The organism is Lentzea xinjiangensis, from assembly GCF_900110955.1.
Lineage (GTDB): Bacteria > Actinomycetota > Actinomycetes > Mycobacteriales > Pseudonocardiaceae > Lentzea > Lentzea xinjiangensis.
Window position 1 is genome coordinate 97910 of sequence record NZ_FOFR01000006.1, and the last position, 24838, is coordinate 122747.

General features: G+C 71.2%; 21 protein-coding genes. 14 read left to right on the plus strand and 7 right to left on the minus strand.

The window, feature by feature from the left end:
* Positions 1-2: 2 nt before the first annotated feature.
* The 5 genes from BMW88_RS15685 to BMW88_RS15705 form a co-directional block, all read right to left on the minus strand.
* Entirely contained in the window at positions 3-779 is a 777-nt protein-coding gene (locus BMW88_RS15685; protein WP_089951449.1) for a citryl-CoA lyase, read from the minus strand.
* Positions 766-1902 carry a CaiB/BaiF CoA transferase family protein gene (locus tag BMW88_RS15690; protein WP_089951450.1) on the minus strand — a complete coding sequence of 379 codons (1137 nt, stop codon included), beginning with the start codon at positions 1900-1902 and terminating at the stop codon, positions 766-768. The genes BMW88_RS15685 and BMW88_RS15690 overlap by 14 nt, the downstream gene beginning before the upstream one ends.
* On the minus strand, positions 1902-3335 hold the full coding sequence (locus tag BMW88_RS15695; protein WP_089951451.1) for an amidohydrolase family protein: 1434 nt from the start codon (positions 3333-3335) through the stop codon (positions 1902-1904). Before BMW88_RS15695 ends, BMW88_RS15690 begins: the two co-directional genes overlap by 1 nt.
* 75 nt (positions 3336-3410) lie before the next feature.
* Positions 3411-4214: an IclR family transcriptional regulator domain-containing protein gene (locus BMW88_RS15700; protein ID WP_089951452.1), complete on the minus strand. Its 804-nt coding sequence runs from the start codon at positions 4212-4214 to the stop codon at positions 3411-3413.
* Between the two features lie 62 nt (positions 4215-4276).
* Complete coding sequence (locus tag BMW88_RS15705; protein WP_089951453.1) at positions 4277-5245, minus strand: TerC/Alx family metal homeostasis membrane protein; 969 nt, start codon at positions 5243-5245, stop codon at positions 4277-4279.
* A 215-nt stretch (positions 5246-5460) separates the two neighbouring features.
* On the opposite strand from BMW88_RS15705, the gene BMW88_RS15710 reads away from it, so the two are divergent.
* From BMW88_RS15710 to BMW88_RS15735, 6 genes are all read left to right on the plus strand, one after another.
* Entirely contained in the window at positions 5461-6444 is a 984-nt protein-coding gene (locus tag BMW88_RS15710; protein ID WP_089951454.1) for a MerR family transcriptional regulator, read from the plus strand.
* 144 nt (positions 6445-6588) lie between these two features.
* Positions 6589-7500 (plus strand): MerR family transcriptional regulator, encoded by a 912-nt coding sequence (locus tag BMW88_RS15715; protein ID WP_089951455.1) that lies wholly within the window; start codon positions 6589-6591, stop codon positions 7498-7500.
* A 130-nt stretch (positions 7501-7630) separates the two neighbouring features.
* Complete coding sequence (locus BMW88_RS15720; RefSeq protein WP_089951456.1) at positions 7631-8458, plus strand: CPBP family intramembrane glutamic endopeptidase; 828 nt, start codon at positions 7631-7633, stop codon at positions 8456-8458.
* Entirely contained in the window at positions 8455-9594 is a 1140-nt protein-coding gene (locus tag BMW88_RS15725) for a sensor histidine kinase (RefSeq protein ID WP_245777808.1), read from the plus strand. Before BMW88_RS15720 ends, BMW88_RS15725 begins: the two co-directional genes overlap by 4 nt.
* Complete coding sequence (locus tag BMW88_RS15730) at positions 9591-10247, plus strand: response regulator (protein ID WP_089951458.1); 657 nt, start codon at positions 9591-9593, stop codon at positions 10245-10247. The genes BMW88_RS15725 and BMW88_RS15730 overlap by 4 nt, the downstream gene beginning before the upstream one ends.
* Positions 10248-10296: 49 nt before the next feature.
* Positions 10297-11523 carry a GDSL-type esterase/lipase family protein gene (locus BMW88_RS15735; RefSeq protein WP_245777809.1) on the plus strand — a complete coding sequence of 409 codons (1227 nt, stop codon included), beginning with the start codon at positions 10297-10299 and terminating at the stop codon, positions 11521-11523.
* A 9-nt stretch (positions 11524-11532) separates the two neighbouring features.
* On the opposite strand, the gene BMW88_RS15740 is transcribed toward BMW88_RS15735, so the two are convergent.
* The gene (locus BMW88_RS15740) at positions 11533-12678 is read right to left on the minus strand and encodes a PucR family transcriptional regulator (protein ID WP_089951460.1); all 1146 of its coding nucleotides are present in this window, start codon (positions 12676-12678) and stop codon (positions 11533-11535) included.
* Positions 12679-12764: 86 nt separating this feature from the next.
* On the opposite strand from BMW88_RS15740, the gene BMW88_RS15745 reads away from it, so the two are divergent.
* The 8 genes from BMW88_RS15745 (at position 12765) to BMW88_RS15780 (ending at position 23597) form a co-directional block, all read left to right on the plus strand.
* A complete protein-coding gene (locus BMW88_RS15745; RefSeq protein ID WP_089951461.1) occupies positions 12765-13820 on the plus strand; it encodes a ferredoxin reductase in 1056 nt (351 codons plus the stop codon).
* A gap of 76 nt (positions 13821-13896) precedes the next feature.
* A complete protein-coding gene (locus BMW88_RS15750; protein WP_089951462.1) occupies positions 13897-15009 on the plus strand; it encodes a fatty acid desaturase family protein in 1113 nt (370 codons plus the stop codon).
* 279 nt (positions 15010-15288) lie between these two features.
* Positions 15289-15888, plus strand: coding sequence for a sulfite oxidase-like oxidoreductase (locus BMW88_RS15755; RefSeq protein ID WP_089951654.1), 600 nt, complete (start codon positions 15289-15291; stop codon positions 15886-15888).
* Positions 15858-16598, plus strand: coding sequence for a ferredoxin reductase (locus BMW88_RS15760; RefSeq protein WP_089951463.1), 741 nt, complete (start codon positions 15858-15860; stop codon positions 16596-16598). The genes BMW88_RS15755 and BMW88_RS15760 overlap by 31 nt, the downstream gene beginning before the upstream one ends.
* A gap of 13 nt (positions 16599-16611) precedes the next feature.
* A complete protein-coding gene (locus tag BMW88_RS15765; RefSeq protein ID WP_089951464.1) occupies positions 16612-16917 on the plus strand; it encodes a DUF6510 family protein in 306 nt (101 codons plus the stop codon).
* A gap of 237 nt (positions 16918-17154) precedes the next feature.
* Positions 17155-20253, plus strand: coding sequence for a PA14 domain-containing protein (locus tag BMW88_RS15770; RefSeq protein ID WP_089951465.1), 3099 nt, complete (start codon positions 17155-17157; stop codon positions 20251-20253).
* 39 nt (positions 20254-20292) lie between these two features.
* Entirely contained in the window at positions 20293-21306 is a 1014-nt protein-coding gene (locus BMW88_RS15775) for a LacI family DNA-binding transcriptional regulator (protein WP_089951466.1), read from the plus strand.
* 95 nt (positions 21307-21401) lie between these two features.
* On the plus strand, positions 21402-23597 hold the full coding sequence (locus BMW88_RS15780; protein ID WP_089951467.1) for a discoidin domain-containing protein: 2196 nt from the start codon (positions 21402-21404) through the stop codon (positions 23595-23597).
* 197 nt (positions 23598-23794) lie between these two features.
* On the opposite strand, the gene BMW88_RS15785 is transcribed toward BMW88_RS15780, so the two are convergent.
* The gene (locus BMW88_RS15785; RefSeq protein ID WP_089951468.1) at positions 23795-24703 is read right to left on the minus strand and encodes a DUF1996 domain-containing protein; all 909 of its coding nucleotides are present in this window, start codon (positions 24701-24703) and stop codon (positions 23795-23797) included.
* Between the last annotated feature and the right edge of the window lie 135 nt (positions 24704-24838).

Genomic DNA, 24838 nt, shown 5'->3' on the forward strand with positions numbered 1-24838 from the left:
ACTCATTCCTCTGCGGGCGCGATGGACCTGGTGTTGGTGTCCACGGACAGGAAGATGTCGTTGGCGACGGGATTGCGCAGCTCCTCGGCGAGCTGCCCGATCAGCCCGGCGGTGCGGGCCAGCAACGCGAAGCCCCGCAACAGCTCCAGCGGCAGCCCGAGGTCGGCCAGCGCCGCGCCGCACGTGCCGGCGCCGTTGAGGGGCAGGGTCTTGCCGAGCACCCGCGGGTGGACCCGGCCGATCGCGGCGAAGAGCGAGAGGTGCGGCCCGAGCAGGCCTTCCTCCTCGGCGATCTGGAACAGCCGCGGCGTGCGCGGGTCGCCGTTCTTGTGCACGTGGTGGCCGAGGCCGGGGATGCGCGCTTTGCCTCGCGCGCGCAGGGTTTCCAGCGCGAGCGCGTCCCAGCCGTCGTCGTCGGCGGGCAGCTCGGCGGACCTCACCACGGAGCTGAGGAACCGGCTCGCGTCCTCGGTGACGCCGAGGAACCTCGACCCGCCGCCGAGCAGCCCGGCCGCCAGCGCTCCCTGCACGGAGTCGGGCGCGGACAGGTAGGTGAGGCGGGTGACGATCGCGGTCGGGGTGAAGCCGTGGTCGGCCAGCGCGGCCAGCACGGCCTCGAAGACCCGCGTCTCACCGGGGCTCGGCCGGCGCTGGGTGGCGAGCCAGAAGGCCAGCTCGCCGAACCCGACGTTGCCCATCACGTCCCGTGCGAGGTCCTGTCCCAGCAACGTGATCGTGTCCGGCGTCGATGCGCCGAGCGCTGTCTCATAGACCGTCACGGTCGTCCTCCAGCCACGCGCGCAGCTCGGCGCCGTGCTCGTCCAGTCCGGGTGGCGGCAGCTCGTAGGCCGCCGGTGTCTCGGAGAAGCGGATCGGGTGCCGCGTGGTCGGCACGTCGCCGACCACCACGACCGGGTCGAGGCCGAACCGCTCGGCCATCGCGAACCCGCCGTCGATCGTGTTGATCGGCCCGCACGGCACCCCGGCCGCGACGAGCAGGTCGAACCACTCGACGGCGCCGCGGGTGCGCAGCCGTTCGACCAGGACCGGCCGCAGCTCCTCGCGGTTGCGCGTCCGGTCGGCGTTGTGCGCGAACCGCGGGTCGTCCGGCACCCCGGGCAGCCCGAGCACCTCGCACAGCCTGCGGAACTGACCGTCGTTGGCCGCCGCCACGATGAGGTCGTTGTCGGCGGTGGGCAGCGGCTCGTACGGGAACACGCTGGGGTGCGCGTTGCCCATCCGCAGCGGCACGACCCCGCCCGCGACGTACGCCGAGCTGTGGTTCACCAGTCCGGTCAGCGCCGACGACAGCAGGTTGACCTCGACGAGCTGGCCCCGCCCGGTAGCGTCGCGGTGGCGCAGCGCCGCGAGGATGCCGATCACCGCGTGGTTGCCCGCCATCACGTCGAACACCGAGATGCCGGCGCGGTAGGGCGGCCCCTCGGGGTCGCCGGTGAGGCTCATCAGGCCGGAGATCGCCTGCACCATCAGGTCGTAGCCGGGCACGTGCCTGCCCTCGCCCGACCCGAAGCCGGTGATCGACGCGTAGACCACCTTCGGGTTGACGGCGCTGACGCTCGCGTGGTCGAGGCCGTACTTCGCGAGGCCGCCCGGCTTGAAGTTCTCGATCAGGACGTCCGCGCGCCGCGCCAGCTCCCGGCCCAGCGCGGCGTCCCCGGCGTCGCGCAGGTCGAGTGCGATCGACCGCTTGCCCCGGTTGATCCCGAGGTAGTACGTCGAGACGTCGTCCCGCACGGGCGGTGTCCACGTGCGGGTCTCGTCCCCCTGCGGTCCCTCGACCTTGACGACCGTGGCGCCCATGTCGGCGAGCAGCATCGTGGCGTAGGGGCCCGCGAGCACGCGGGAGAAGTCGGCGACGAGCAGGCCGTCCAGCGCGCCCATCAGAGGGACGTCCGGGTGTCGCCGCGGTACTCCGTGTACGTGTAGGGGTTGTCGAGCACCTTCGACTCGGGGATGTCGGGGTTCATGCCCTTCCGCCACGCCTCCTCGCCCAGTCGCGCCTTCAGGTGGTCGAGGGTCTGCCCGACCTGCGCGCGGATGTGCCCGAGGTCCACGCCGACGAGCTCGTGGCCGCGCTTCACGATCCGGCCGTCGACGAGCACGGTGTCCACATCGGACCGCTGTGCCTGGAACACCACGTGCCCGTACGGGTGGAGGATCGGGAACATCGCGGGGGAGTTCTCGTTGCGCAGCAACACGATGTCGGCCTTCTTGCCGACCTCGACGCTGCCGAGGTCCGCGTCCCGGCCCAGTGCGCGCGCTCCGCCCATCGTCGCCCAGTCCACGACGTGCTCGGCCCTTAACGACGAGTGTGTGACCGTGTCGTTGTTGCTGTGTGCCGCCATGTGCTCACGCGCCCGGTCGGCGCCCAGCGTCGCGCGCATGGCGGAGAACAGGTCACCGCTCCACCACACCGATGTGTCCATGGACAGCGACACCGGGATGCCGTGCTCGCGGATCGCCCAGGTGGGCGGGTAGCCCTGGCCCGCGCTCTGCTCGCTCTCGGTCGACACGGAGATCGAGCCGCCGGTGGCCGCGATGCGGTGGTAGGAGTCGGCGGACAGCGTCGCCGCGTGCACGTAGATGGACTGCGGCGTCATGAAGCCGTGGTCGTGCATGAGCCGGATGCCGTTGTCGTTCGTCGCGCCCCACACGCCGGCATGGGTGGTCACGGGGACGCCGAGTTCTCTGGCGACTTCAAACGCGGGCTTCTCCGGGAACTCCGGATCGCCGGTGACGTCGAAGGCGAGCTGGAAGCCCAGCATGTCGTCGCCGGTGATGCGGCGGGAGACGAAGTCGCGGAACTCCGGCCTGGCCGTCCAGGAGGCGGGGGAGTCCTGGATGTTGCCGTAGGCGAGGACGAACCGGCCCGGTATCGCCTGGAGCGCGTCGACGGCGGCGTCGGCGTGCTCGGTCGTCTGCAGCCCGTGCGACCAGTCGACGGTGGTGGTGACACCGGCGTCGAGCGCCTCGGCCGCGCCGAGCAGGTTGCCGGCGTGGACGTCCTGCGGCCGGAAGGCCTTGCCCCACTCCAGGTAGTACCAGACGAAGTACTGCGTGAGCGTCCAGTCGGCGCCGTAGCCGCGCATCGCGGTCTGCCACAGGTGCCGGTGGGTGTCGATCATGCCGGGCATGACGATGCCGTTCGAGGCGTCGACCTCCTCGGTGCCCTCGGGCACCTCCAGCCGGGGGCCGATCGCGGCGATCCGGTCGCCGGTGACGAGCACGTCGTGGTCCGCGAGGACCCTCCGCCGGCCGTCCATCGTCAGCACGGTGCCGTTCCTCAGGACAACAGGACGATGTTCGACGACCATCGGACCTCCTTGACCGGCATGCGGACAACTGTCCGTTGAATCCTCAACCTTCCCCGGCCAGCCGTCAACCCCGGCTCAGGCGACGACGACGTGCGGCACCATGTCGAGCCGGGCGAAGTCCGCGCTGATGTCACCCGCGGCCTGCAGCAACAGCGGCAGGTGGTGCTCGACCATCCGCTCGACCGACGTCTCGGCGGCGTGGCAGTTGACGTTGAGCGCGGCGACGACCGTGCCGGCACCGTCCCGCAGCGGCGCCGCGATCGACCGGATGCCCGGCGCGAGCTGCTCGTCGGTGAGCGCCCACCCGCGCGCCCGCACGTCCCGCAGCTCCGCGTCGCGCTCCGCGGCGTCCGGCTGCCACCGCGCGGTGAGCCCCGAGCGCGACGGCTGGGCGAGCACCGCCTCGAGCTCCGCCGGTGCGAGCGCGGCGAGCTGCACCTTGCCGAGCGACGTCGGCAGCGCCGGGAACCTCGTGCCGATCTGCACCGACAACGTCACGATCTTCGGCACGGCCACCCGCGCCACGTAGACGATGTCGGACCCGTCGAGCTGCGCGATCGAGCAGGACTCGCCGGTCCGCATGCCCAGCCGCTCCATGTGCGGCCGCGCGACGTCCCACAGCCCCATCGACCGCACGTAGGCCACGCCCAGCTCCAGCACCTTCGGCGTGAGCGCGAACCCGTGCTCGCCCTGGCGCGCGTACCCGAGCTCGACCAGCGTGAGCAGGATGCGCCGGGCCGTCGGCCGCGCCAGCCCGGTGGCCGCGGCCACCTCGCTGAGCGGCATGACCGGGCGCATCGGCTGGAACGCCCGGATCACGTCGAGGCCGCGGGCGAGCGCCTCGATGAAGTCGGGTCCGGTGTCAGGACGAGCAGGCATGGCGCAACGGTAACGGACAGTTGTCCGGCCCGCCGCCGGCGCACCGGCGGCGGGAACGGGACTCAGACCGGCCCGGCGTCCACCGCGCGGCGGGACCGCAGGCTGGTCACCGTGACGGTGCCGAGCACGGCCACGATCACGCCCAGCGAGACCGGGGTGGGGATCTCCGGCACGGCGGGCCAGATGCCGTGTGCCCAGTGCAGCACCAGCTTCACGCCGATGAACGCCAGGATGATCGCGAGACCGTGGTTGAGGTGGACGAGCTTCGCGAGCGCCGTCTGCAGCACGAAGTACAACGCGCGCAGTCCGAGCAGTGCGAACGCGTTGGTGGTGAACACCAGGTACGGGTCCTCGGTGATGCCGTAGACCGCGGGCACCGAGTCGATCGCGAACACCACGTCGGTGGCGAAGATCGCCACGACGACGATGGCGAGCGGGGTGAGCGCGCGCCGGCCGTTCTCGCGGACGACCATCCGGGTACCGCGGTAGTCGTCCGTGACCGGCATGAGCCTGCGCAGCAGCCGCACCGACCGCATCTTCGAGGTGTCGGTCCCCATGTGGCCGCCGGTGGTGGCGGCGTGCAGGATCTTCACGGCCGAGGCGAACAGGACCAGGCCGAAGACCAGGAACGCCCAGGTGCCCGCCGACAGCAGTGCGGCGCCGGCCGCGATGAAGACACCGCGCAGCACCAAGGCGCCGATGATGCCGTAGAGCAGGACGCGCTGCTGCACGGCGGGCGGCACGCTGAACGCGGCGAGCAGCAGCATGAAGACGAACAGGTTGTCGACCGAGAGCGACTTCTCCACCACGAAGCCGGTGGCGAACTCCAGCGCCTGCGTGCCGCCGAACGACCACCACAGCCACAGGGCGAACACCGCGGGCAGCGCGAGGTAGAACACCGACCAGCCCGCTGCCTCCCGCACCGACACCTCGTGCGGGCGGCGGGTGACCGCGAAGTCGGCCGCGAGCAACGCCAGCAGCACCGCGATGCTGAGCAGCCACAGACCTGGGGACGCCAGTGAACCGGGCACGGATCCTCCTCGAACGCGTGTCGTCCGAGGTCTCCTTCACCCGCGCGCGGGCGGCCTCCCGGGGACACCGTCCGGGTGTCCGTACTGACCGGGCAGACCCTGCGGAAGTACTCCCCTCGCGGTCAGTATCCACAAGAGACCGAAAAAAGTAAAGCATCGGTAAAGGAGGCGTAAGGGGTTGTTCCTCAAGTGGCTTGAGATCCGATAGTGGGCACATGAACGACGACAGGCTCTACGCCATCGGGGAGGTGGCGCGCCGCACCGGGCTCAGCGTCAGTGCCATCAGGTTCTACGCCGACGCCGGGATCGTGGAACCCGCCGGGCACACCGCGGCGGGGCACCGGCTCTACGACGTCCACGCGATCGCGCGGCTGGAGTTCGTCGGCACGCTGCGGGAGCTGGACGCCGGTCTCGACGACATCCGGCGGCTGCTGGCCGGAGGGGTGACGCTGACCGACCTCGCGACCGCCCACCTGTCGCGCCTGGACGAACGGGAACGCCGGATCCGGTCCCGCCGCGCCGTTCTGCGCACGATCGTGAAACAGCACACCGAAGCGGAACAGGTGATCCTCATGCACAAGCTCGCCGGGCTGTCCGACCACGACCGGGACCGGTTGATCGACGACTTCTGGAACGAGATCAGCGACGGCCTCGACGCGAGCCCCGCGTTCGTCGACCTGCTGCGCAGCCACCGGCCGATCCTGCCGGAGGAACCCTCCACCGAGCAGCTCGAAGCGTGGATCGAGCTCGCGAACCTGGTGCAGGACCAGGACTTCCGGCGCGCGGTCCGCCAGCAGCTGCACGACCTCTGCGCCCTCGACGGCGCGGGCGTGATGATGGCGCCGGAGATGCTCAGCGCGTTCGACCGGGGAGGGGCGGTCCTGCAGGAGGCGCACGAGGCGCAGCAGGCCGGTCTGCCGTCGGACTCCGCGCGCGGGCGGGAGATCGCCGGCCGGTACGTGGAGTTCATGCGCGGGATCTCCGGTGAGCCGGACAGCCCGGAGTACCGGCGCCGGCTCGCCGTCGACGTGCTCCGCGTCGAGGAGCTGCACCTCCAGTCGATCGAGGAGGCCGCGGCCCCGGCCGATCCGCACACCAGGTACCAGTCGCTGGTGTCGACCATCAACGGGACGGCGCAGGAGGCCGCCGCCTTCATGCCGTTCGCCTGGCTCTCCGCCGCCCTGAGCGCTTCCGCCTAACCCCTGGTCCGCCTGACTCCTGTTCCGCATAGTCCCTGTTCTGGGTGGCGTCGGCGCTGGGCGGTGTGCTCGGGGTTGCACCTTCCGCAACGGCATGTGGTCCAGTGGACTCGCGTCCCGAACCCTCGAGGAAGGTTGCCGCTCGTGCACTCGTCCTTCACGCCACCCCGCCAGGTCAAGATCGGTGACGCGGCGGCCTTCGCCGGCAGCACGCCGCGGGCGATCCGCCACTACCACGAGATCGGCCTGCTCCCCGAGCCCGAGCGCGGCGGTGACGGCCGCCGCCGCTACGGGTACGAGGACATGATCCGCCTGCTGTGGATCCGCAAGATGGCCGGCGCCGGGATCGCCCTGGAGGACATCCGCGACGCCTTCACCACCGGCATGGCCTCCGCCGGTGCGGACGGCGGAGACGGTGTCGCGGGCATCCTGGAGCGGTTGGAGCGAACCCTCGCCGAGCAGGAGGCGGAGTTGCGGCGGCAACGGACCGCCGTGCAGCGGATGCGCGCCGAGGGCAGCCGGCTGGGCCTGCTCTCCGACTTCGTCACCGATCGCCTCAAGGGCCTGCCGGACGGCTCCCTGCGCCAGGCGGACCTGGACTCCCTGCTGGTCACCGAGCGGATCTTCGGCCCGCTCGGCGCTGCCGTCCAGGCCACCCGCTTCATCGTCCTCGCCACGCATCCCGGCCTGCGGGCGGAGTCCGACCGCGTCGACGCCGCCGAGGAGGCGCTCGACGACAGCGTCGCCGTCGACGACCCGCGGGTGGCCCGGGTGGCCGCCGAGCGGCACGCCTTCGAAAGGGCTCTGCAGGCCGTCATCCAGGAGACCGGCTTGAACGAGGACGACAACGCCCTCTTCGACGCCTGGGACGCTGCACACCCCGAGACCGCCGAGGACGGCGACGACGAGGCCGGCCTCGGCTCCGGCAGGCGGGAAGCCGGCTGCATGAGCGTCGTCGAAGCCGCCGGCAAGATGCCCTACGACTTCTCACCGGCCCGCCTGCGCTGCGAGGAACTGGTCGTGGAGCTGTCCGCCCGGGACTCACCCGCCACCTAGGAACACGGACGCCGCCGGTGTCCCCCGCGCGAGCTACACGCGGATGTCCACCGCGCGGTGACGTTCCACGGCCGCGAAATCCCTAGCGTTCCCGGCAACGGAAAACGCACTACTCACAAGGGATTCGGTCATGCGTTTGGTGAAGCAGCTCGTCGTGGTCGCGGTGGTGGCGTTGGCCGGCAGCGCCGGTGTCCAGGCGGTCGGCTGGAACGTGCCGCTCACGCTGGTCCTCGGCCTCGCGACGGCCGTGCTGTCGCTGGTCGCGTACGCCTGGGTGGTGCGCAGGACCGAGCGCCGCGACCCGGTCGAGGTCGCCAGGGCCGGTGCGCCGGCGGCGCTGGGCAGGGGAGTCCTGATCGGACTGGCGATGTTCGGGGCCGTGATCGCGAACATCGCCTTCCTCGGCGGCTACGAGGTGCGCGGGTGGGGCTCGGTCGCGGGGGCCGTCGCGATCTTCGGTTTCATGGCCGCCGCCGCGGTGACGGAAGAGGTCATGTTCCGCGGCATCCTGTTCCGGATCGCCGAGGAACGGCTCGGCACGTGGATCTCGTTGGTGCTCACCGGGTTGCTGTTCGGGTTCGTGCACATCCTCAACCCGGCCGCCACGCTGTGGAGCTCGCTCGCCATCGCGGTCGAGGCCGGGTTCATGCTCGCCGCCGCCTTCGTGGCCACGCGCAACCTGTGGGTGCCGATCGGTGTGCACTTCGCCTGGAACTTCGCCCAGGGCGGCATCTTCAGCACCAGCGTCTCCGGCACGGACGCCCCGCAGGGCCTGCTGGACGCCGTGACCTCCGGTCCCGCCCTGGTGAGCGGCGGCGAGTTCGGGCCGGAGGCGAGCGCGTACTCCGTGCTGGCCGGCGTCGTCGTGACCGCGGCGTTCCTCTGGCTGGCCAAGCGCAGGGGCACCCTCGTCCCGCGCGGGGGACGCAGGGCACCGGCCGCTACGCTCGGCGCGTGAGTCGCGTGATCAACCTCGGGCGCGTCCGCGACCTGTGGCGCCGCTGCGACGTCACCGTGCAGGACGCGCCGATCGCGCTGGCGCTGGCGGCGGCCTCGCTGATACCCGCCCTGCACAACAAGGGCACCCAGCTCGGCGACATACCGGCCCGGCCGGTGGACGCGCTGGCCGCCGCGGTGATCGCCCTCGAGTGCCTGCCGCTGCTCGTGCGCCGGCGGTGGCCGCTGCTCTGCCTCGCACTGGTGGCGCTCGGGTTCGCCGTCGACCAGCTGGCCGGCTACCACACCGCCGCCGGCACCGCGTTGCCGATCGCGTTGGTCAGCACCGGCCTGCACCTGGCGCACCACCGCCGCACCACCGCGCTCGCCGCGACCGGCGCGTACGCGGTGCTGGCGGTGGCGCTGGACCGGGAGGGCTCCAGCGAGGGCGTGGCCGGGTACATCACGTTCTACCTGGTGGTCGCCGGCGCGTGGGCCGTCGGGGCGTGGCTGCGGCTGTCCCGCAGCGCGGAGGCCGAGCGCCGGCAGCACATCGCCGAGGCCACCCGCATCGCGGAACGCACCTCGATCGCCCGCGAGCTGCACGACGTGGTGACCCACCACGTGACGGCGATGGTCGTGCAGGCGGAGGCGGCCCGGTACCTGACGGCGGCGCCGGAGCGGCTGGACCAGACGCTGCTGGCGATCACGGACACCGGCCGCCGCTCGCTGACCGACCTGCGGCACCTGCTGGACCTGCTGAACCCGGACCACAGCCCGGCGTCCGTCGGCGACCTGACCAGCCTGGTCGAGCAGACCCGGCAGGCTGGTCAGCCGGTGGCGTTCACCGAGGAGGGGAAGGCCTCGCGGGACGCGGGCAGTGCCGAGGCCGTCGCGTACCGGGTGGTGCAGGAGGCGTTGACGAACGCCCTGAAGTACGCGCACGGCAGTCCCACGAACGTGCACGTGCGTTACGGAGAGAAGGAGATCACCGTGGAGGTCGGCACGGAAGGCGTGAGGCCGTCCGCGGCGTCCGGTGGCAGCGGCCGCGGCCTCGCCGGGCTGCGCGAGCGCGTCGACGTGCTGGGCGGCGAGTTCACGGCGGGACAGCGCGACGGCGGCTTCGTGGTCAGGGCGCGCATCCCGGCGGGCTCGTGACCAGCCCGGTCCGCGTGCTCGTCTGCGACGACCAGGCGCTCATCCGCACCGGCTTCGCCACGATCATCGACGCGCAGCCCGACCTCGAGGTGGTGGGGGAGTGCGGCGACGGCCGGGCGGCGGTGGAGCTGGCCGCCCGGCTCCGGCCGGACGTGGTCGTCATGGACGTGCGGATGCCGGTGCTCGACGGCATCGAGGCGACCAGGCTGCTCGCGGGCGCCGGCGTCGCCGACCCGGTGAAGGTCCTCGTGGTGACGACCTTCAACCTCGACGAGTACGTCTACGAGGCGTTGCGGGCGGGCGCGAGCGGCTTCCTGCTCAAGGACGCCCCGCCACCGCAGCTCCTGCAGGGCATCCGGACCGTCGCGAGCGGCGCCGCCCTGCTCGCGCCCGAGGTGACCCGCCAGCTCGTCGGCCGCTACGCCGCGCGCATCCGCCCGGCGGGCGCGACAGCGGAGCCCCCGCTCGCGCCGCGCGAGCTGGAGGTGCTCCGGCTGATCGCGGAAGGGCTGTCCAACAGCGAGATCGCCGCCGCGCTGGTGATCAGCCAGGAGACCGTGAAGACGTACGTGTCGCGCATCCTGACCAAGCTCGACCTGCGCGACCGCGTGCAGGCGGTCGTCTACGCGTACCGCCGCGGCCTGGTGACCTGACCGATCACGAGGGGTGACCAGGCTGTCACGATCGGGTAAGAAGCGGTTCATGAGAAACCGGATGCGCACCCCTGCCATCACATCGAGCGTCCTGGTCGTGGCCGCCCTGCTCACCCCCGCCGCGGAGGCGGGCAGGACGGGCACCGCCTGGTTCACCTCGTGGGCGCAGTCGCAGCAGCACCTCGCCCCCGTCACGCTGCACGACCAGTCGCTGCGGATGATCACGCACCTCAGCCAGGGCGGCAGCGCCGTGCGGATCCGGGTGCAGAACACGTTCGGCACCCAACCGCTGACCATCGACCACACGACCGCCGCCCTCAGCACCGGCGGGGCCGCGGTCTCGGCCACGCGCGACGTCACGTTCGGCGGCCGTCGCGCCGTCACGATCCCGCCCGGCGGCGAGCTGTGGAGCGACCGCACGACCCTGACGACCACGCCGGGCGCCGACCTCGCGGTCAGCATGCACGTCGCCGGCGACGTCGTGCCCGGCCGGCACGAGTCGGCGTTCCGCGACAACTACCTGACCCCGCCCGGCTCCGGTGACCACACCGCCGAGACGGGCGCGGCCTACACGCAGAAGGTCCAGTCGACCTACGTGGTCAGCGCGGTCGACGTCTTCAACCCCAGGCTGAAGGGCACCGTCGTGCCGTTCGGCAGCTCGGTCGTCGACGGCGTGGGCAGCACCAACTGCGGCCCCGGCTGCACCGAGCTGGGCACGAACAAGCGGTGGACCGACGTGCTGGCCCGCCGGATCGTGGCCTCGGACGGCCCCCAGCTCGCCGTCGCCAACGCCGGTATCAGCGGCACGACCAGCGCCATCTGCCCGCGCACGCCCGCGGCGTTCACCGGCCTGGACGCGGTGACCCGGCTGGAAAGGGACGTCCTCGCCCTGCACGGCGTCACGGACGTCATCTACTACTACGGCACCAACGACCTCGCGAACGGCTGCACCGCCGCCGACATCGTCGCCAGCTACCGCACGGTGTTCCAGCGCCTGCGTGCCGCCGGCATCGCCGTGCACGTCACGCCGATCACGCCGCGCCCCGGTTACAGCGACCGGAACAACGTCGACCGGCACGCCGTGAACGACTTCGTGAAGCGGGGCGGCGACTGCTCGCGCGCCTGCGCGTCGGTGGTGGACTTCGACCAGGTGCTGGAGGACCCGATCAGGCCGAACAGCATCAACCCGCCGTACGACACCGGTGACGGCGTCCACGCCAACATCGCGGGGCAGCAGGCGATCGCGGACTTCGTCGAGCTCAGGGCCATCGCGTAGCAGCCGTGGTCACCGGTCCGCGACGGGCAACCCGACGGCGAGCGTCAGCTCCAGGACCCGCTGCGGCGAGGTGAGGTCCGGGTAGAGGTCGCGCAACTGCCCCATCCGGTACCGGACCGTCTGCGGGTGCACGAACAGGGCGGTCGCCACCTCCTCGCGCCGCCCGTGGTGCAGCAACCACGCCCGCAGCGTCTCCTCCAGCCGCCGGCCGGAGCTGGGCGGCAACGCCCGCAGCGGGGCGAGCGCCCGCGCCCGCAGGTCCGCGTAGGCGTCGGCGTCGGCGCTCAGCACGAGCGGCACGAGGTGGTCCTCGGTGTCGCGGATGTCGGGGGAGAGGGAACGCGCGCGCACCGCCCGTGCGTACGACGCGGCCGCGCGCATCCACGGCCGGACCGGGCCGACGACGGCGGCGCGGTCGGTGAGCTGGCGCAGCAGGTGCGCGCGGTCGGCGTCGGGGACCAGCAGCACGCCCATGGCGTCGGGCAGGTCGTCGACCACCAGCGTGCGGGGGTCGAGCGACCGGTACACGGGGCGGGCCTGGGTGGCGGGCAGCAGGACGGCGGTCAGCGAGGTGGGCGCCTGCCACCCGGCGCGCTGGGCGTCGGCGAGCAGGACCTCGGGGGCCGCGCCCGCGAGCAGGTCGCGGGAGAGCTGGGCCAGGTGGCGCTCGTGGGCGAGGCCCCTGGCGGCCAGCTCGTCGGCGTGACCCGCGGCGCTGGCGGCGGACAGCTCGTCGATGTAGGCGAAGGTCAGCTCGGCGAACTTCGCCACCTCCGCCGCGGGCAGGCCGGCCGGAACGGCGCCGGCGGCGAGCCCCCGCCAGGCCACGCGCGCGCCGACGCGGTAGGCGCTGAGCAGGGCGTCCATCGACCTGCCGTCGCGCACCTCGCCGCGGCCGAGCTCGTACGCCGCGTCGCTCGCGTCACCGCCGGTGGCCTTGCCGCCCGCCAGGTCGAGGTAGTGGCCCAGCGCCGTGCGGACGGCACGGCGTATGGTGCCACCCATCCGCCCGGAAAGCGCGTTCGCGTAGCTCGGGACCTCGTCGATGATGGCCTGCACGACCTCGTCGGCCGTCGTCTTCAGCGCCCCCCGCAGTGCGGCGACGGTCTTCTCGTCCAGGGCCAGTTCGGTGGCCCGTTGCATTGCGTGACTCACGTTTTGTTCCCCGCGAACAAATTGGCTGAGCAGATTCACGTCATACGGACAGGACTTTACGCCCTGCGGCGCATCAAGCTGGAGTCATGACGAGTACCGCCCTACGCAGCAGGGCGTGGAAACTGCTGGAACTGGTGACGACGCCGCTGCTGCCGTCCGACTACCTCGACCTGGTCAGCCCGCTGCGCGCGGGCGCGGACCTGCGCGGTCGCATCGAGGCCGTGCACCCGGAGACCCCGGACGCCGCGACCATCGTGATCAGGCCGGGAAGGGGCTGGCGCGGCCACGTCGCCGGCCAGTACGTCCGGATCGGGGTCGACGTCGACGGCGTGCGCCTGTGGCGCGCGTACTCGGTGACCTCGCCGACGAGCCGCTCCGACGGCCGCATCACGATCACCGTGAAGGCCATCCCGGACGGCAAGGTGAGCAACCACCTCGTCCGCAGGGTGAAGCCCGGCACGGTCATCCAGCTCGACCAGGCCTGCGGTGAGTTCGTGCTGCCCGCGGCCAAGCCCGCCAAGGTGCTCTACCTGACGGCCGGCAGCGGCATCACGCCCGCGATGGGCATGCTGCGCGACACCCGGTTCGCCGACGTGGTGATGGTCCACTCCGCGCCGCGCCCGGAAGACGTGATCTTCCGCAACGACCTGCACGACCTCGTCGCGGACAAGGCCCTGCGGCTGGTCGAGCTGCACACCGACACCCACGGGATGCTCGACGTCGCCCGGCTGGAAGAGCTGGTGCCCGACTGGGCCGAGCGCGAGACCTGGGCCTGCGGCCCCGCCGGCCTGCTCGACGCCGCCGAGGCGCACTGGGCCGAGCACGGCATCGCGGCCAAACTGCACACCGAGCGGTTCCGCCCTACCGTGGTGGTGGCGGGCGACGGTGGTGAGGTCACGTTCGGCAAGACCGGCAAGACCGTCGCGGCCGATGGCGCCACGCCGCTGCTCAGCGTCGGTGAAGAGGCCGGCGTGCTGATGCCGTCCGGCTGCCGCATGGGCATCTGCTTCGGCTGCGTCACCCCGCTGAAGTCCGGCGCGGTGCGAGACCTGCGCACCGGCGAGATCACCGAGGCCGAGGACGGCGTGCTCGTCCAGACCTGCGTGTCCGCCGCCGCGGGTCCCTGCGAGCTCGAACGCTGACGCTCCCCACCACAGACCTCCCTCCCCCCGCGAAGTGGCCCACCCCCAGGCCACCGCATCCCCGAAAGCGAGCTTCATGACAGCCATCGACCCCACCGCCCACCTGACCGCGGAGCAGATCGAGGAACTCGGCCGCGAACTCGACGCGATTCGCGACGAGGTCATCGCGAGCCGCGGTGAGAAGGACGCCGCCTACATCCGCAAGGTCATCTCGGTGCAGCGCAAGCTCGAGCTGACGAGCCGGGGCATCCTGCTGTTCTCGATCTTCCCGCCCGCCTGGCTGATCGGCACCGCCGGCCTGTCGGTGGCGAAGATCCTGGAGAACATGGAGATCGGCCACAACATCCTGCACGGGCAGTGGGACTGGATGCGCGACCCGAAGATCCACTCCACCACCTGGGAGTGGGACCACGTCTCGCCTGCCGAGCAGTGGAAGCACTCGCACAACGAGCTGCACCACACCTACACCAACGTGATCGGCAAGGACAACGACCTCGGCTACGGCATCATGCGCGTCGACGAGGACCAGAAGTGGCACCCGATGCACCTGGGCCAGCCGCTGTGGAACTTCATCAACGCCTGCTTCTTCGAGTACGGCATCGCCGCGTACGACCTGGAGCTCGGCAAGAACCTGCACAAGCGCCGCCGCAAGAACCCCGAGTTCCGCGCGCGGGCCAAGGCGGTCGGCCGCAAGATCCGCCGCCAGGTGCTCAAGGACTACGTGATCCACCCGCTGCTGTCGGGCCCGTCGTTCCTCACCACGCTCGCCGCGACGTTCACCGCGAACCTGATCCGCAACCTGTGGTCCCACTCGGTGATCATGTGCGGGCACTTCCCCGAGGGCGTGCAGGTCTTCGAGCGCCGCTCGATCGTGGGCGAGACGCGCGGCCAGTGGTACCTGCGGCAGATGATGGGCTCGGCGAACATCAGCGGCAGCAAGGCCATGCACATCATGACCGGCAACCTGTCGCACCAGATCGAGCACCACCTGTTCCCGGACCTGCCGAGCAGCCGCTACGCCGAGGTCGCGGTCAAGGTGCGCGCGCTGTTCGAGAAGTACGAGCTGGAGTACGTCTCCGGCCCGCTGCCCAAGCAGGTCTTCTCCGCGTGGCGCAAGGTCTTCCGGCTGTCGCTGCCGAACAAGAAGGTCAAGACGCCCGACCGCGAACGGGAGCTCGTCGCCGCCTGAGCGTGCATCGGATACCGCCCCCGCCGCGTCGTGGCGCCACATCTTGTGTGGTGCCGGACGTGCGGGGGCGGTGCCGTGAAGGACCCAGCCGAGACCTGACAGGCCTCGTTCGGCCCACCCGGCACGACTCCACGCCATGAACCAGCGGGACGGTCATCGCACGCCGGCCGCGGTCCGGGTGGTTCATCGGGACCACCGTCGTGCTGCCGTGATCCCGCGTCCCTGTGACCTCGGTGATCATCTGTGGCGATCACCGCGCAGGTGTCGTCTACTGGCACGATGGCAATCGTCTCTCCCGGCTTCTCCGGGCGGCGCCGGTCACCGGACGCCCAGCTGCCGCCGGGGCAGTACCTGGCGGAGGACTTCCCGGTCCTCACAGCGGGTCCGACGCCGCGCGTGCCGACCGACCGGTGGCAGTTCACGGTCGGCACCGAGGCCGGGCAGCAGCACACCTGGTCGTGGCAGCAGCTCATCGAGCTGCCGGCCGAGAAGATCACGACGGACATCCACTGCGTGACCAAGTGGTCCAAGCTCGGCACCCGCTGGAAGGGCGTGTCGCTGGACGTGCTGCTGGAGGACGTGGAGACGGCGGCGGACTTCGCGCTCGTGCACTCCTACGGCGGCTACACGACCAATCTGCCGCTGGAGGACCTGCTCGACGGTCAGGCGTGGGTGGCGTACCGCTACGACGACGAGGAGCTCACGCCCGAGCACGGCGGACCCGCGCGGTTGCTGGTGCCGCACCTGTACTTCTGGAAGTCGGCGAAGTGGGTCCGCGGGATCCGGCTGCTGCTCGAGGACGAACCCGGCTTCTGGGAGAGCGCGGGCTACCACGACTACGGAGACCCATGGCGCGAGCAGCGGTACCAGGGCGACTGACCTGGCGGGTGGCCGAGCTGGCCGAGACCACCGATCTCACCGAGAGCGCGCGCGGGCTCGTGTTCGACGTCCCCGGCTGGCCCGGCCACCTGCCTGGCCAGCACGTCGACGTGCGCCTGACCGCCGAGGACGGCTACTCGGTGCAGCGCAGCTACTCGATCTCCTCGGCACCCGGCGGCGACCGGGTCGAGCTGGCCGTGCAACGGGTCCAGGACGGCGAGGTGTCGCCCTACCTGTGCGACGTGCTGGTGGCGGGCGACAGGATCGAGCTGCGCGGCCCGGTGGGCGGCTGGTTCGTCTGGCGAGCCGCCGATCCCGCGCCGGTGACGCTCGTGGCGGGCGGCTCGGGCATCGTGCCGCTGATGGCGATGATCCGCACCCGCGCCGCCGAGGGCAGCCGCGTGCCGTTCCGGCTGGTGTACTCGGCGCGCACGCCCGACGACGTGCTCTTCGCCGACGAGCTGCGCAGGCGCGCCCGTGAGGACGCCGGACTGGACGTGAAGGTGGTGTACACCCGGCAGGCCCCGGAGGGGGCTCCGGAGCCGCCGGGCCGGCTGGGTGTGGCCACCCTCAACACGTACGGCTGGCCCGCCGAGTTCACCCCGAACTGCTTCGTGTGCGGACCCACCGGCTTCGTCGAGACGGTCTCCGACATCCTCGTGGCGCTGGGGCACGACCCCCGCCGCGTCCGCACCGAACGCTTCGGCTGACAGGAGAGCACCGATGGGCGACGACCACACCGACCGCGACCACACCGACCACACCGATGGCGGACACGTCGACGGCAACGCGCTCGCGGGCGACCTGCGGGAGATCTTCGCGGTGGACCTCACCGCGGCCACCGGGCGCTGCACGGGCTGCGGCCACCGGGGTTCCGTGGCGGCGCTGCGGGTGTACCGGAACGCGCCGGGGCTGGTGGCGCGCTGCCCGCACTGCGAGGAGGTCGTGCTGCGGCTCGTCCGGGGACGCGACCGCGCGTGGCTCGACCTGCGCGGCACGGTGAGCCTGGAGATCCCGCTGCCGTCGTAGCCGGCCCGTGAGCCGGGAACGCCTGCGGCCGGTCACCTCCGCGGCGCGGGTCCGCGGCACCACGGGCCCAGGTCTGGAACGTCTCCACTCCGAGTGGCCCGGCGCGGCGGTTTCGCCGAAACTTGTCCGGTTTGACATGCCGGATACCTCCGTTCGGCCGTAGCCCGGCGTCCAACCCTGTGCGTGGATGTATGGGAGCGCTCTTACAACGTTGTAAAACGAAGGGGAATCTCGTCGATGAGAAAAGCCGCCCCCGTACTCGTCGCTCTGCTGATGGCGCTGGGCGTAGCGCCCGGCACGCCGCCGGCGGGTGCCGCCGAGCCCGTGCACGGCCTGAAGGGCGAGTACTTCAGCATGTCGGCACCCGGCGCGCGGGACTTCGCGAACCTGGCCGGCACCGTGCTCGACACCCAGGTGAACCACTCGGACCTGACCGGTGTGTTCGGGTTCCTGGCCGGGCGCACCGAGCACACGACGGCTCGCTGGACCGGGCAGATCGCGGTGCCGCAGACCGGCGACTACACCTTCCACGCCATCGGTGACAACGGGTTCCGCCTGCTGATCGACGACAAGCCGGTGATCGACCACTGGGTCGGCGACTGGGACCGCGAGCAGACCAGCGCGCCCGTCGCGCTGACCGCGGGCAGGCAGTACGCCTTCAAGCTGGAGATGTTCCAGGACGTCGGCGGCGCCAACATGTTCCTGCGCTGGTCGAGCGCGGACCTGCCGAAGCAGATCGTGCCGGAGTCCGCGTTCACGCCGCCGGCGGGCTTTCGGCCCGTGCCGAGCGCGGCGAGCGTCTCCAGGGACGGCCGCACCCTCACCGCGGACTTCGACGGCCGGGTGTCGGGCACGCGCGACCTGAAGGACCACCTCCGCGTCGAGGTCGACGCGACGCCGATGCCGGTCTCGGTCATCACCTCGAGCCGCAACCGCGTCACGGTCCGGCTGGCGGAGAGGGTGTTGAAGAGCCAGCTCGTCCGCATCTACTACGACGGTGCCGGCGCGTTGGCCGTGGACGGCAAGAAGGTCGACAAGGCCGCCCGGGTCGTCACGAACACCTCGGTGGAACGGCTCCGGACGCCGTGGGGCGAGAAGGTCGACACGCGCAACCCGTTGCCGGAGTACCCGAGGCCGCAGCTCGAGCGCGACAAGTGGGTCAACCTCAACGGTCCGTGGGAGTTCTCGGCCGCCGAGGAGGGCCAGCTGCCCGCGTTCGGGAAGAAGCTGCCCGAGAAGGTGATCGTGCCCTACCCGATCGAGTCGCAGCTCTCCGGGCTCGAACGGCACGAGGACCACATGTTCTACCGCCGCACGGTGTCCGTCCCGCACGACTGGAAGATCGGCAGCGGGCAGCGCCTGAAGCTCAACTTCGGCGCGGTCGACTACCACGCCAGGGTCTGGGTGAACGGCAAGCTCGTCGCCGAGCACACCGGTGGCTACACGGCGTTCAGCGCGGACATCACCGACGCCCTCAAGCGCGGTAACGAGCAGGAGATCGTCGTCGCGGTCACCGACACGACCGGCCCGCATCAGCCCAAGGGCAAGCAGTCGCGCAACCCCAGCGGCATCTTCTACACGCCGTCGTCGGGCATCTGGCAGACGGTGTGGATGGAGCCGGTGCCGGACAAGGGCATCGACGAGATCAAGACGACGCCGGACCTCGCCACGAGCTCGCTGGCGCTGACGGTCAAGTCGGCGGGCAACGCCACCGTCACGGCCATCGCGAAGGACGCGCGCGGCAGGCAGGTCGGCACGGTCACCGGACCGGCGAACTCGAACCTCAGGCTGCCGGTGCCCGACCCGCACCTGTGGACTCCGGACGACCCGTACCTGTACCAGCTCGAGATCAGGCTCGGCGGCGACCGGGTCAAGAGCTACTTCGGCATGCGCTCCATCGGCATGACGGCCATCGGCGGCACGCCGAAGCTCACGCTCAACGGACAGCCGATCTTCAACCTGATGCAGCTCGACCAGGGCTTCTACCCGGACGGCCTGAACACCGCGCCGAGCGACGACGCGCTGGTCTTCGACCTGAAGGCGCAGAAGGACCTCGGCTTCAACTCCGTCCGCAAGCACATCAAGGCGGAGCCCGCCCGCTGGTACTACCACGCCGACCGGCTGGGACTGCTGGTGTGGCAGGACTTCGTGTCCCTCGAGGACGGCAACAGCCCCGTCGCGCAGCAGGCTTTCCTCAAGGAGAGCCGCGAGCTGATGCAGCAGCTCCACAACTACCCGTCGATCTACGCCTGGATCGTGTTCAACGAGGGCTGGGGCGAGTGGGACCGCACCGCCACGGGCCAGATCACCGACGACGTCAAGGCCGCTGACCCGAGCCGGATCGTCAGCGCCCACAGCGGGGTGAACTGCTGCGCCTCCAAGGGCGACTCGGGCCGGGGCGACGTCATCGACCACCACGACTACAACAACACCGACCCGGCCCGCCCGGACGGCAAGCGCGTCGTGATGGACGGCGAGCACGGCGGCTTCACGCTGCGCACGCCGGGACACCAGTGGCCGGGTGCGCCGATCGCGATCTACAGCGGGGTGGCGGACAAGGCGGCGCTGACGGCGAAGTACGTCGACAACACCCGCACGTTCTACCTCGGCCAGGCCCGCCAGGAGCTGTCGGCGTCGGTCTACACGCAGGTCACCGACCTGGAAGGCGAGCTCAACGGCCTGTGGACCTACGACCGCAAGCGCCTCAAGGTCGACCCCGGCCCCGTCCGCGAGATCAACCGCCGCGTGATCGAGGCCGGTGCCAACGCGGGCAAGCCGTACCCGTACGCGAACCGGGGTGAGTGGGAGCTGGACGAGCGCAGGGGGACCACCGCCGAGGACAGCAGCGGCGGCGGCAACCCGTTGACGCTCAGCCCGACCGGCGCGGCGTTCGAGGACGGCGCGCTGGAGCTCAAGAACGGCTCGGCGGAGACCTACGGTCCCGTGGTCGACACGACCAAGGACTACACGGTGTCCGCCAAGGTACGGCTGGACGAGCTGCCCGAGAACTACGCCACCGCCGTGAGCCAGGACGGCCGTCAGCAGGAGAACCCCTTCTACCTGCAGTACGGCAACGGCGCGTTCGCGTTCAGCACACCGGGTGGCAACAGGGCCCGCTACGAGATCACCCCCGAGATCGGCCGCTGGTACGAGCTGAAGGGCGAGCGCAAGGGCGGCGAGATCCGGCTGTACGTGGACGGCGCGCTGGTCGCCACGGCTCCGGCCGGACCGGCGGTCGAGAGCACCGGCGCGCTCGCGGTGGGGCGTGCCAAGTTCGGTGGCCAGAACGTCGACTTCTGGCCGGGTGCGATCAAGGACGTCCGCGTCGGCTCTTGATGTTGGGAGAACGCTCTCCTGGCGTGGTACAACCGGTGCATGAGCAAGGGTGCGCCCACGCTGGAGGACGTCGCGAGGGTCGCGGGCGTGTCGCGCGCGACCGTCTCGCGGGTCGTGAACGGAACGCGCAACGTCGACCCTGAGCTCCAGGAGACGGTGCGCAACGCGATCGAGCAGACCGGGTACACGCCCAACCGCGTGGCCCGGTCTCTCGTCACCCGCCGCACCGGCACGGTGGCGCTGGTGATCTCCGGCGCCGGTGGGGGATCGGACGTCTTCACCGACCCGTTCTTCGGCCGGGTGACTGCGGGGGTCGTGGACTTCCTGCGGCTGCGCAGCGTCCACCCGGTGCTCATGCTGGCCGACTCGGACCACGCGCGCACCGAGGTCGTCGAGTTCCTCAGACAGGGCAGCGCCGACGGCGCACTGCTGGTGTCCACCCACCCGGCCGACCCCCTGCCCGCCCGGCTGCTGCAAGCCGGTGTCCCCTCGGTGCTCTACGCCCGGCCGGGCCGGCCGATGCCGATCAGCTACGTGGACCTCGACCACCGGGCGGGCGGCCGGATGGCCGCCGACCACCTGGTGGCGGCGGGGCGGTACAACATCGCCACGATCTCCGGCCCGCTGGACGTGCTGGCGAGCCAGGACCGGCACGCCGGGTTCCGCGACGCCATGGCCCGCCACGGGTTCCCGTACGTGCCGACCGCGGAGGGCGGGTTCACCGCGGAGAGCGGCGCCTCCGCGATGCAGCGGCTCCTGGTCGAGTGCCCCGACGTCGACGGCGTGTTCGCCGCGAACGACCTGATGGCGCAGGCGGCCGTAGAAGTGCTGCGGGCGCACGGGCTGCGCGTTCCCGATGACGTCGCGGTGGTCGGTTTCGACGACAGCGCGCCCGCCCTCGCGAGCCGTCCGCAGCTCACCACCGTCCGCCAGCCCGTCGAGGACATGGCCGCGAAGATGGCCGACCTGCTGCTGGCGAGCCTGGAAGAACCGGGACAACGGCCGAGATCCGCCATCTTCGAACCGGAACTCGTCGTCAGGGCCTCTGCGTGATTGACCTGCCCGCAACCCGGCGTTAACGTCGTTCGGGAGAGCGCTCTCACGCCCCTGTCCAAGGCTTTTCGCCCTTCTCCCCGTCAGGCAGGATCATGGGCTCACCCCTGTCCAGGGCAGCCGCGCTCGCCGCCGCCGCCCTGTGTTTAGCGACCACGATCAGCAGCACACCGATGGCGGGTGCCGCCGCGTGCGGCACCGCGAACGCCGCTCTCAACCGGCCCGCGACCGCGTCCTCGACCGAGAACGCCGGTACGCCCGCGTCCGCCGCCGTCGACGGCAACGCGGGCACGCGGTGGTCGTCGCAGTTCTCCGACCCGCAGTGGGTCCAGGTCGACCTCGGCTCCACCCAGCAGGTCTGCCGCGTGTCCCTCACCTGGGAAGGCGCGTACGCCAGGGCGTTCCAGGTCCAGGTGAGCGACAACGCCGCCGACTCCGCCTCGTGGCGCACGGTCCACTCGACCACGACCGGCGCCGGCGGCACCCAGGCGCTCGACGTCACCGGTTCCGGCCGGTACGTGCGCGTGCTGGGCACCCAGCGCGCCACCGGCTACGGCTACTCGTTGTGGGAGCTGGGCGTCAACACCGAGACGGACTCGACCGGCGTGCCGCCGACCGACCCGCGCAACCCCGACTTCGGCCCCAACGTGCACGTCTACGGACCGGGGTCGTCGCAGGCGGAGATGCAGGCGCGGCTCGACACGATCGCCGCCCAGATGAAGACGAACCAGTTCGGCCCGCAGCGCCACGCCGTGCTGTTCAAGCCCGGCACGTACAACGCCGACGTGAACCTGCGCTTCTACACGCAGATCGCGGGGCTCGGCCTGCACCCGGACGACGTGAACATCAACGGCCACATCCGGGTCGAGGCCGACTGGCTGCAGCAGGGCAACGACCCGAACAACCTCGGCAACGCGACGCAGAACTTCTGGCGCGGCGCGGAGAACCTCTCGGTCACGCTGCCCGCGAACCAGATCGAGCGCTGGGCGGTCTCGCAGGCCACCGCGTACCGGCGGATGCACCTGCGCGGCCAGGCGCACCTGTGGAACGGCTACGACGGCTGGGCCAGCGGCGGCCTGATCGTGGACAGCAGGATCGACGGAACCGTGGTCTCGGGTTCGCAGCAGCAGTTCCTGACCCGCAACAGCAACCTGGTCAACGGCTGGTCGGGCTCGGTGTGGAACATGGTCTTCGCCGGCACGCAGGGCGCTCCGGCCAACCACTTCCCGAACCCGTCGCACACGACGGTGGACACCTCGCCGGTGACGCGCGAGAAGCCGTTCCTCTACCTCGACGGCTCGGGTGAGTACCGCGTCTTCGTGCCCGCGCTGCGCACGAACTCGCGGGGAACCAGCTGGGAGAACGGCAACCCCGGCTCCTCGGTCTCGCTGGCGGACTTCTTCGTCGTGAAGCCCGGCACGCCGGTCGCCACGATCAACACCGCGCTGGCGCAGGGCAAGCACCTGCTGCTCACGCCGGGCATCCACCAGGTCTCCGACACGATCAGGGTCACCCGCCCGAACACGATCGTGCTCGGCCTCGGCCTCGCGACCCTGACCCCCACCACGGGCAGGGCGGCGCTCACGACGTCCGATGTGGACGGTGTGAAGCTGGCGGGGTTCCTGGTCGACGCCGGTGTGCAGAACTCCCCGGTGCTGCTGGAGATCGGCGACTCGAGCGCGGCCGACCACGCGGCGAACCCGACGTCGCTGCACGACGTGTACCTGCGCGTCGGCGGGTCGCAGGCGGGCAAGGCGACGGTCAGCATGCGGGTCAACAGCCGCAACACCATCATCGACCACACCTGGGTGTGGCGGGCCGACCACGGTGAGGGCGTGAGCTGGACGGCGAACCCCGGCCAGAACGGCGTGGTGGTCAACGGCGACAACGTCATCGCGTACGGGTTGTTCGTCGAGCACTACCAGCAGCACAACCTGGTCTGGAACGGCAACGGCGGCCGCGTCTACCTGTACCAGAACGAGCTGCCGTACGACCCGCCGAACCAGGCCGCGTGGATGAACGGGTCCAAGCGGGGCTGGGCCGGCTACAAGGTCGCCGACTCCGTGACGACGCACCAGGCGTTCGGCGTCGGCGTGTACGCCTTCAACCAGGCCGACCCGAGCATCGTGACCGACAACGCGTTCGAGGCGCCGAACCGGTCGGGTGTGCGCTTCACGCACCTGGTCGCGGTGTCGCTGGGCGGCGTCGGCACGATCGCCAACGTCATCAACGGCACGGGCGGCCAGGCGGACCTCGCGAACCAGGTCCGCTACGTCGTGAGCTACCCGTGACCGGCGGCTGATCGGCGCGTGGCGGTGCGGCGGACGCCGCGACCTCCCCGGTCGCGGCGTCCGTTCCGTTCGTTCCGGTGTGCAGAGGCCCCCGGCGTCGCGACGCGGAAACACCTCGGGGCACGCGCCGCCCCAGGGTGTGGGAGAGGGACGAACTCACCGCGACCAGGTCACCGGATCGGCCTCACCGCGGTGTTTCACCGCGGCAACCGGTAGTCAGGTCCGAGCGCGGCACCGCGATGGGGCTTGTAGAGGTCGTACCCGCGCGGATCGCACTGCAGGCCGCCGTTGACGCAGTGGCGGACGAGCGCGGCCTGCGTGGGGGCGTCCCAGGCGTTCATGAAGTCGTAGTGCCAGGTGTAGCCGCGGCCGCTGGAGAGCCGGACGCGGGACATGTCGCCGGACACCGGGAACGCCATCTTGAACTCGATCATCGGCACGGCCACCGGGTGGCTCGGCGGGCAGGTCAGGCTCGCGCGGTCCGGGTAGGCCATGTGCGACCTGTGGTCCGCGGAGTCGAGATCACGGCCGTTCCAGCAGCTCGGGGCCTGGTAGCGGACGTTGAGCTGGGTGCCGGGGGTGCAGTACGCCGGGATGTCCCAGTTGTGGAAGCTGTCGCCGCACTCCCAGCCCTCGACCGCGCCCGGCGCGGTGCGGAACTCCTCCTGCGACGCCGTGGGACTGCCGACCACGAACCGGATGCCCGGCGGGAACGGCACGACGTCCTGGTACCGCAGGATCCCGGACTTGTAGTAGATCACCTGCGGGAAGTTCGGCGGCACGACCTGGTCGCCGTTGAGCACCGACGGGAACCAGTACGCGGACTTGTCGTCCGGCGTCCTGCAGTTGGTCTGCCCCGCCTTGAGCGAGTCGTTGGTGCTGCGGGCGTTGGTGGAGCTGTTGCCGAGGAACGTGTGGAGGTGCGACGCGCCCGGCAGTCCGGGGAAGACGATCGGGTCGTCCGGGAGATGGGTGGTGACCGAGCAGTTCGCCTGGAACTCGTGGTGCGTGACGAGGTCGTCGGCCTGGGCCGACTGGTTCGCGACGACGACCACCGCCGTCACGAGGGCGGCCGCGGCCGCCAGTGCGCTGAGTTTTCGGGACACCTGTGTCCTCCTGCCGATGGGGGGTGACCGGCTGGGAGAGCGCTCTCCGAACCAGCGTCCCGCCCCCGTCCACGAGGTGTCAAGACCGGTTCTTTTGACACTGCCGACGTCTGGTCGTAACGTTCGTCGGCAGGG

Bases quoted from the DNA above. Each gene is read 5' to 3' on its own strand.
- BMW88_RS15690 (WP_089951450.1), bottom strand. From the start codon at position 1,902: ATGGGCGCGCTGGACGGCCTGCTCGTCGCCGACTTCTCCCGCGTGCTC.
- BMW88_RS15695 (WP_089951451.1), bottom strand. From the start codon at position 3,335: ATGGTCGTCGAACATCGTCCTGTTGTCCTGAGGAACGGCACCGTGCTG.
- BMW88_RS15700 (WP_089951452.1), bottom strand. From the start codon at position 4,214: ATGCCTGCTCGTCCTGACACCGGACCCGACTTCATCGAGGCGCTCGCC.
- BMW88_RS15710 (WP_089951454.1), top strand. From the start codon at position 5,461: ATGAACGACGACAGGCTCTACGCCATCGGGGAGGTGGCGCGCCGCACC.
- BMW88_RS15720 (WP_089951456.1), top strand. From the start codon at position 7,631: ATGCGTTTGGTGAAGCAGCTCGTCGTGGTCGCGGTGGTGGCGTTGGCC.
- BMW88_RS15735 (WP_245777809.1), top strand. From the start codon at position 10,297: ATGAGAAACCGGATGCGCACCCCTGCCATCACATCGAGCGTCCTGGTC.
- BMW88_RS15745 (WP_089951461.1), top strand. From the start codon at position 12,765: ATGACGAGTACCGCCCTACGCAGCAGGGCGTGGAAACTGCTGGAACTG.
- BMW88_RS15750 (WP_089951462.1), top strand. From the start codon at position 13,897: ATGACAGCCATCGACCCCACCGCCCACCTGACCGCGGAGCAGATCGAG.
- BMW88_RS15755 (WP_089951654.1), top strand. From the start codon at position 15,289: ATGGCAATCGTCTCTCCCGGCTTCTCCGGGCGGCGCCGGTCACCGGAC.
- BMW88_RS15760 (WP_089951463.1), top strand. From the start codon at position 15,858: ATGGCGCGAGCAGCGGTACCAGGGCGACTGACCTGGCGGGTGGCCGAG.
- BMW88_RS15765 (WP_089951464.1), top strand. From the start codon at position 16,612: ATGGGCGACGACCACACCGACCGCGACCACACCGACCACACCGATGGC.
- BMW88_RS15770 (WP_089951465.1), top strand. From the start codon at position 17,155: ATGAGAAAAGCCGCCCCCGTACTCGTCGCTCTGCTGATGGCGCTGGGC.
- BMW88_RS15775 (WP_089951466.1), top strand. From the start codon at position 20,293: ATGAGCAAGGGTGCGCCCACGCTGGAGGACGTCGCGAGGGTCGCGGGC.
- BMW88_RS15780 (WP_089951467.1), top strand. From the start codon at position 21,402: ATGGGCTCACCCCTGTCCAGGGCAGCCGCGCTCGCCGCCGCCGCCCTG.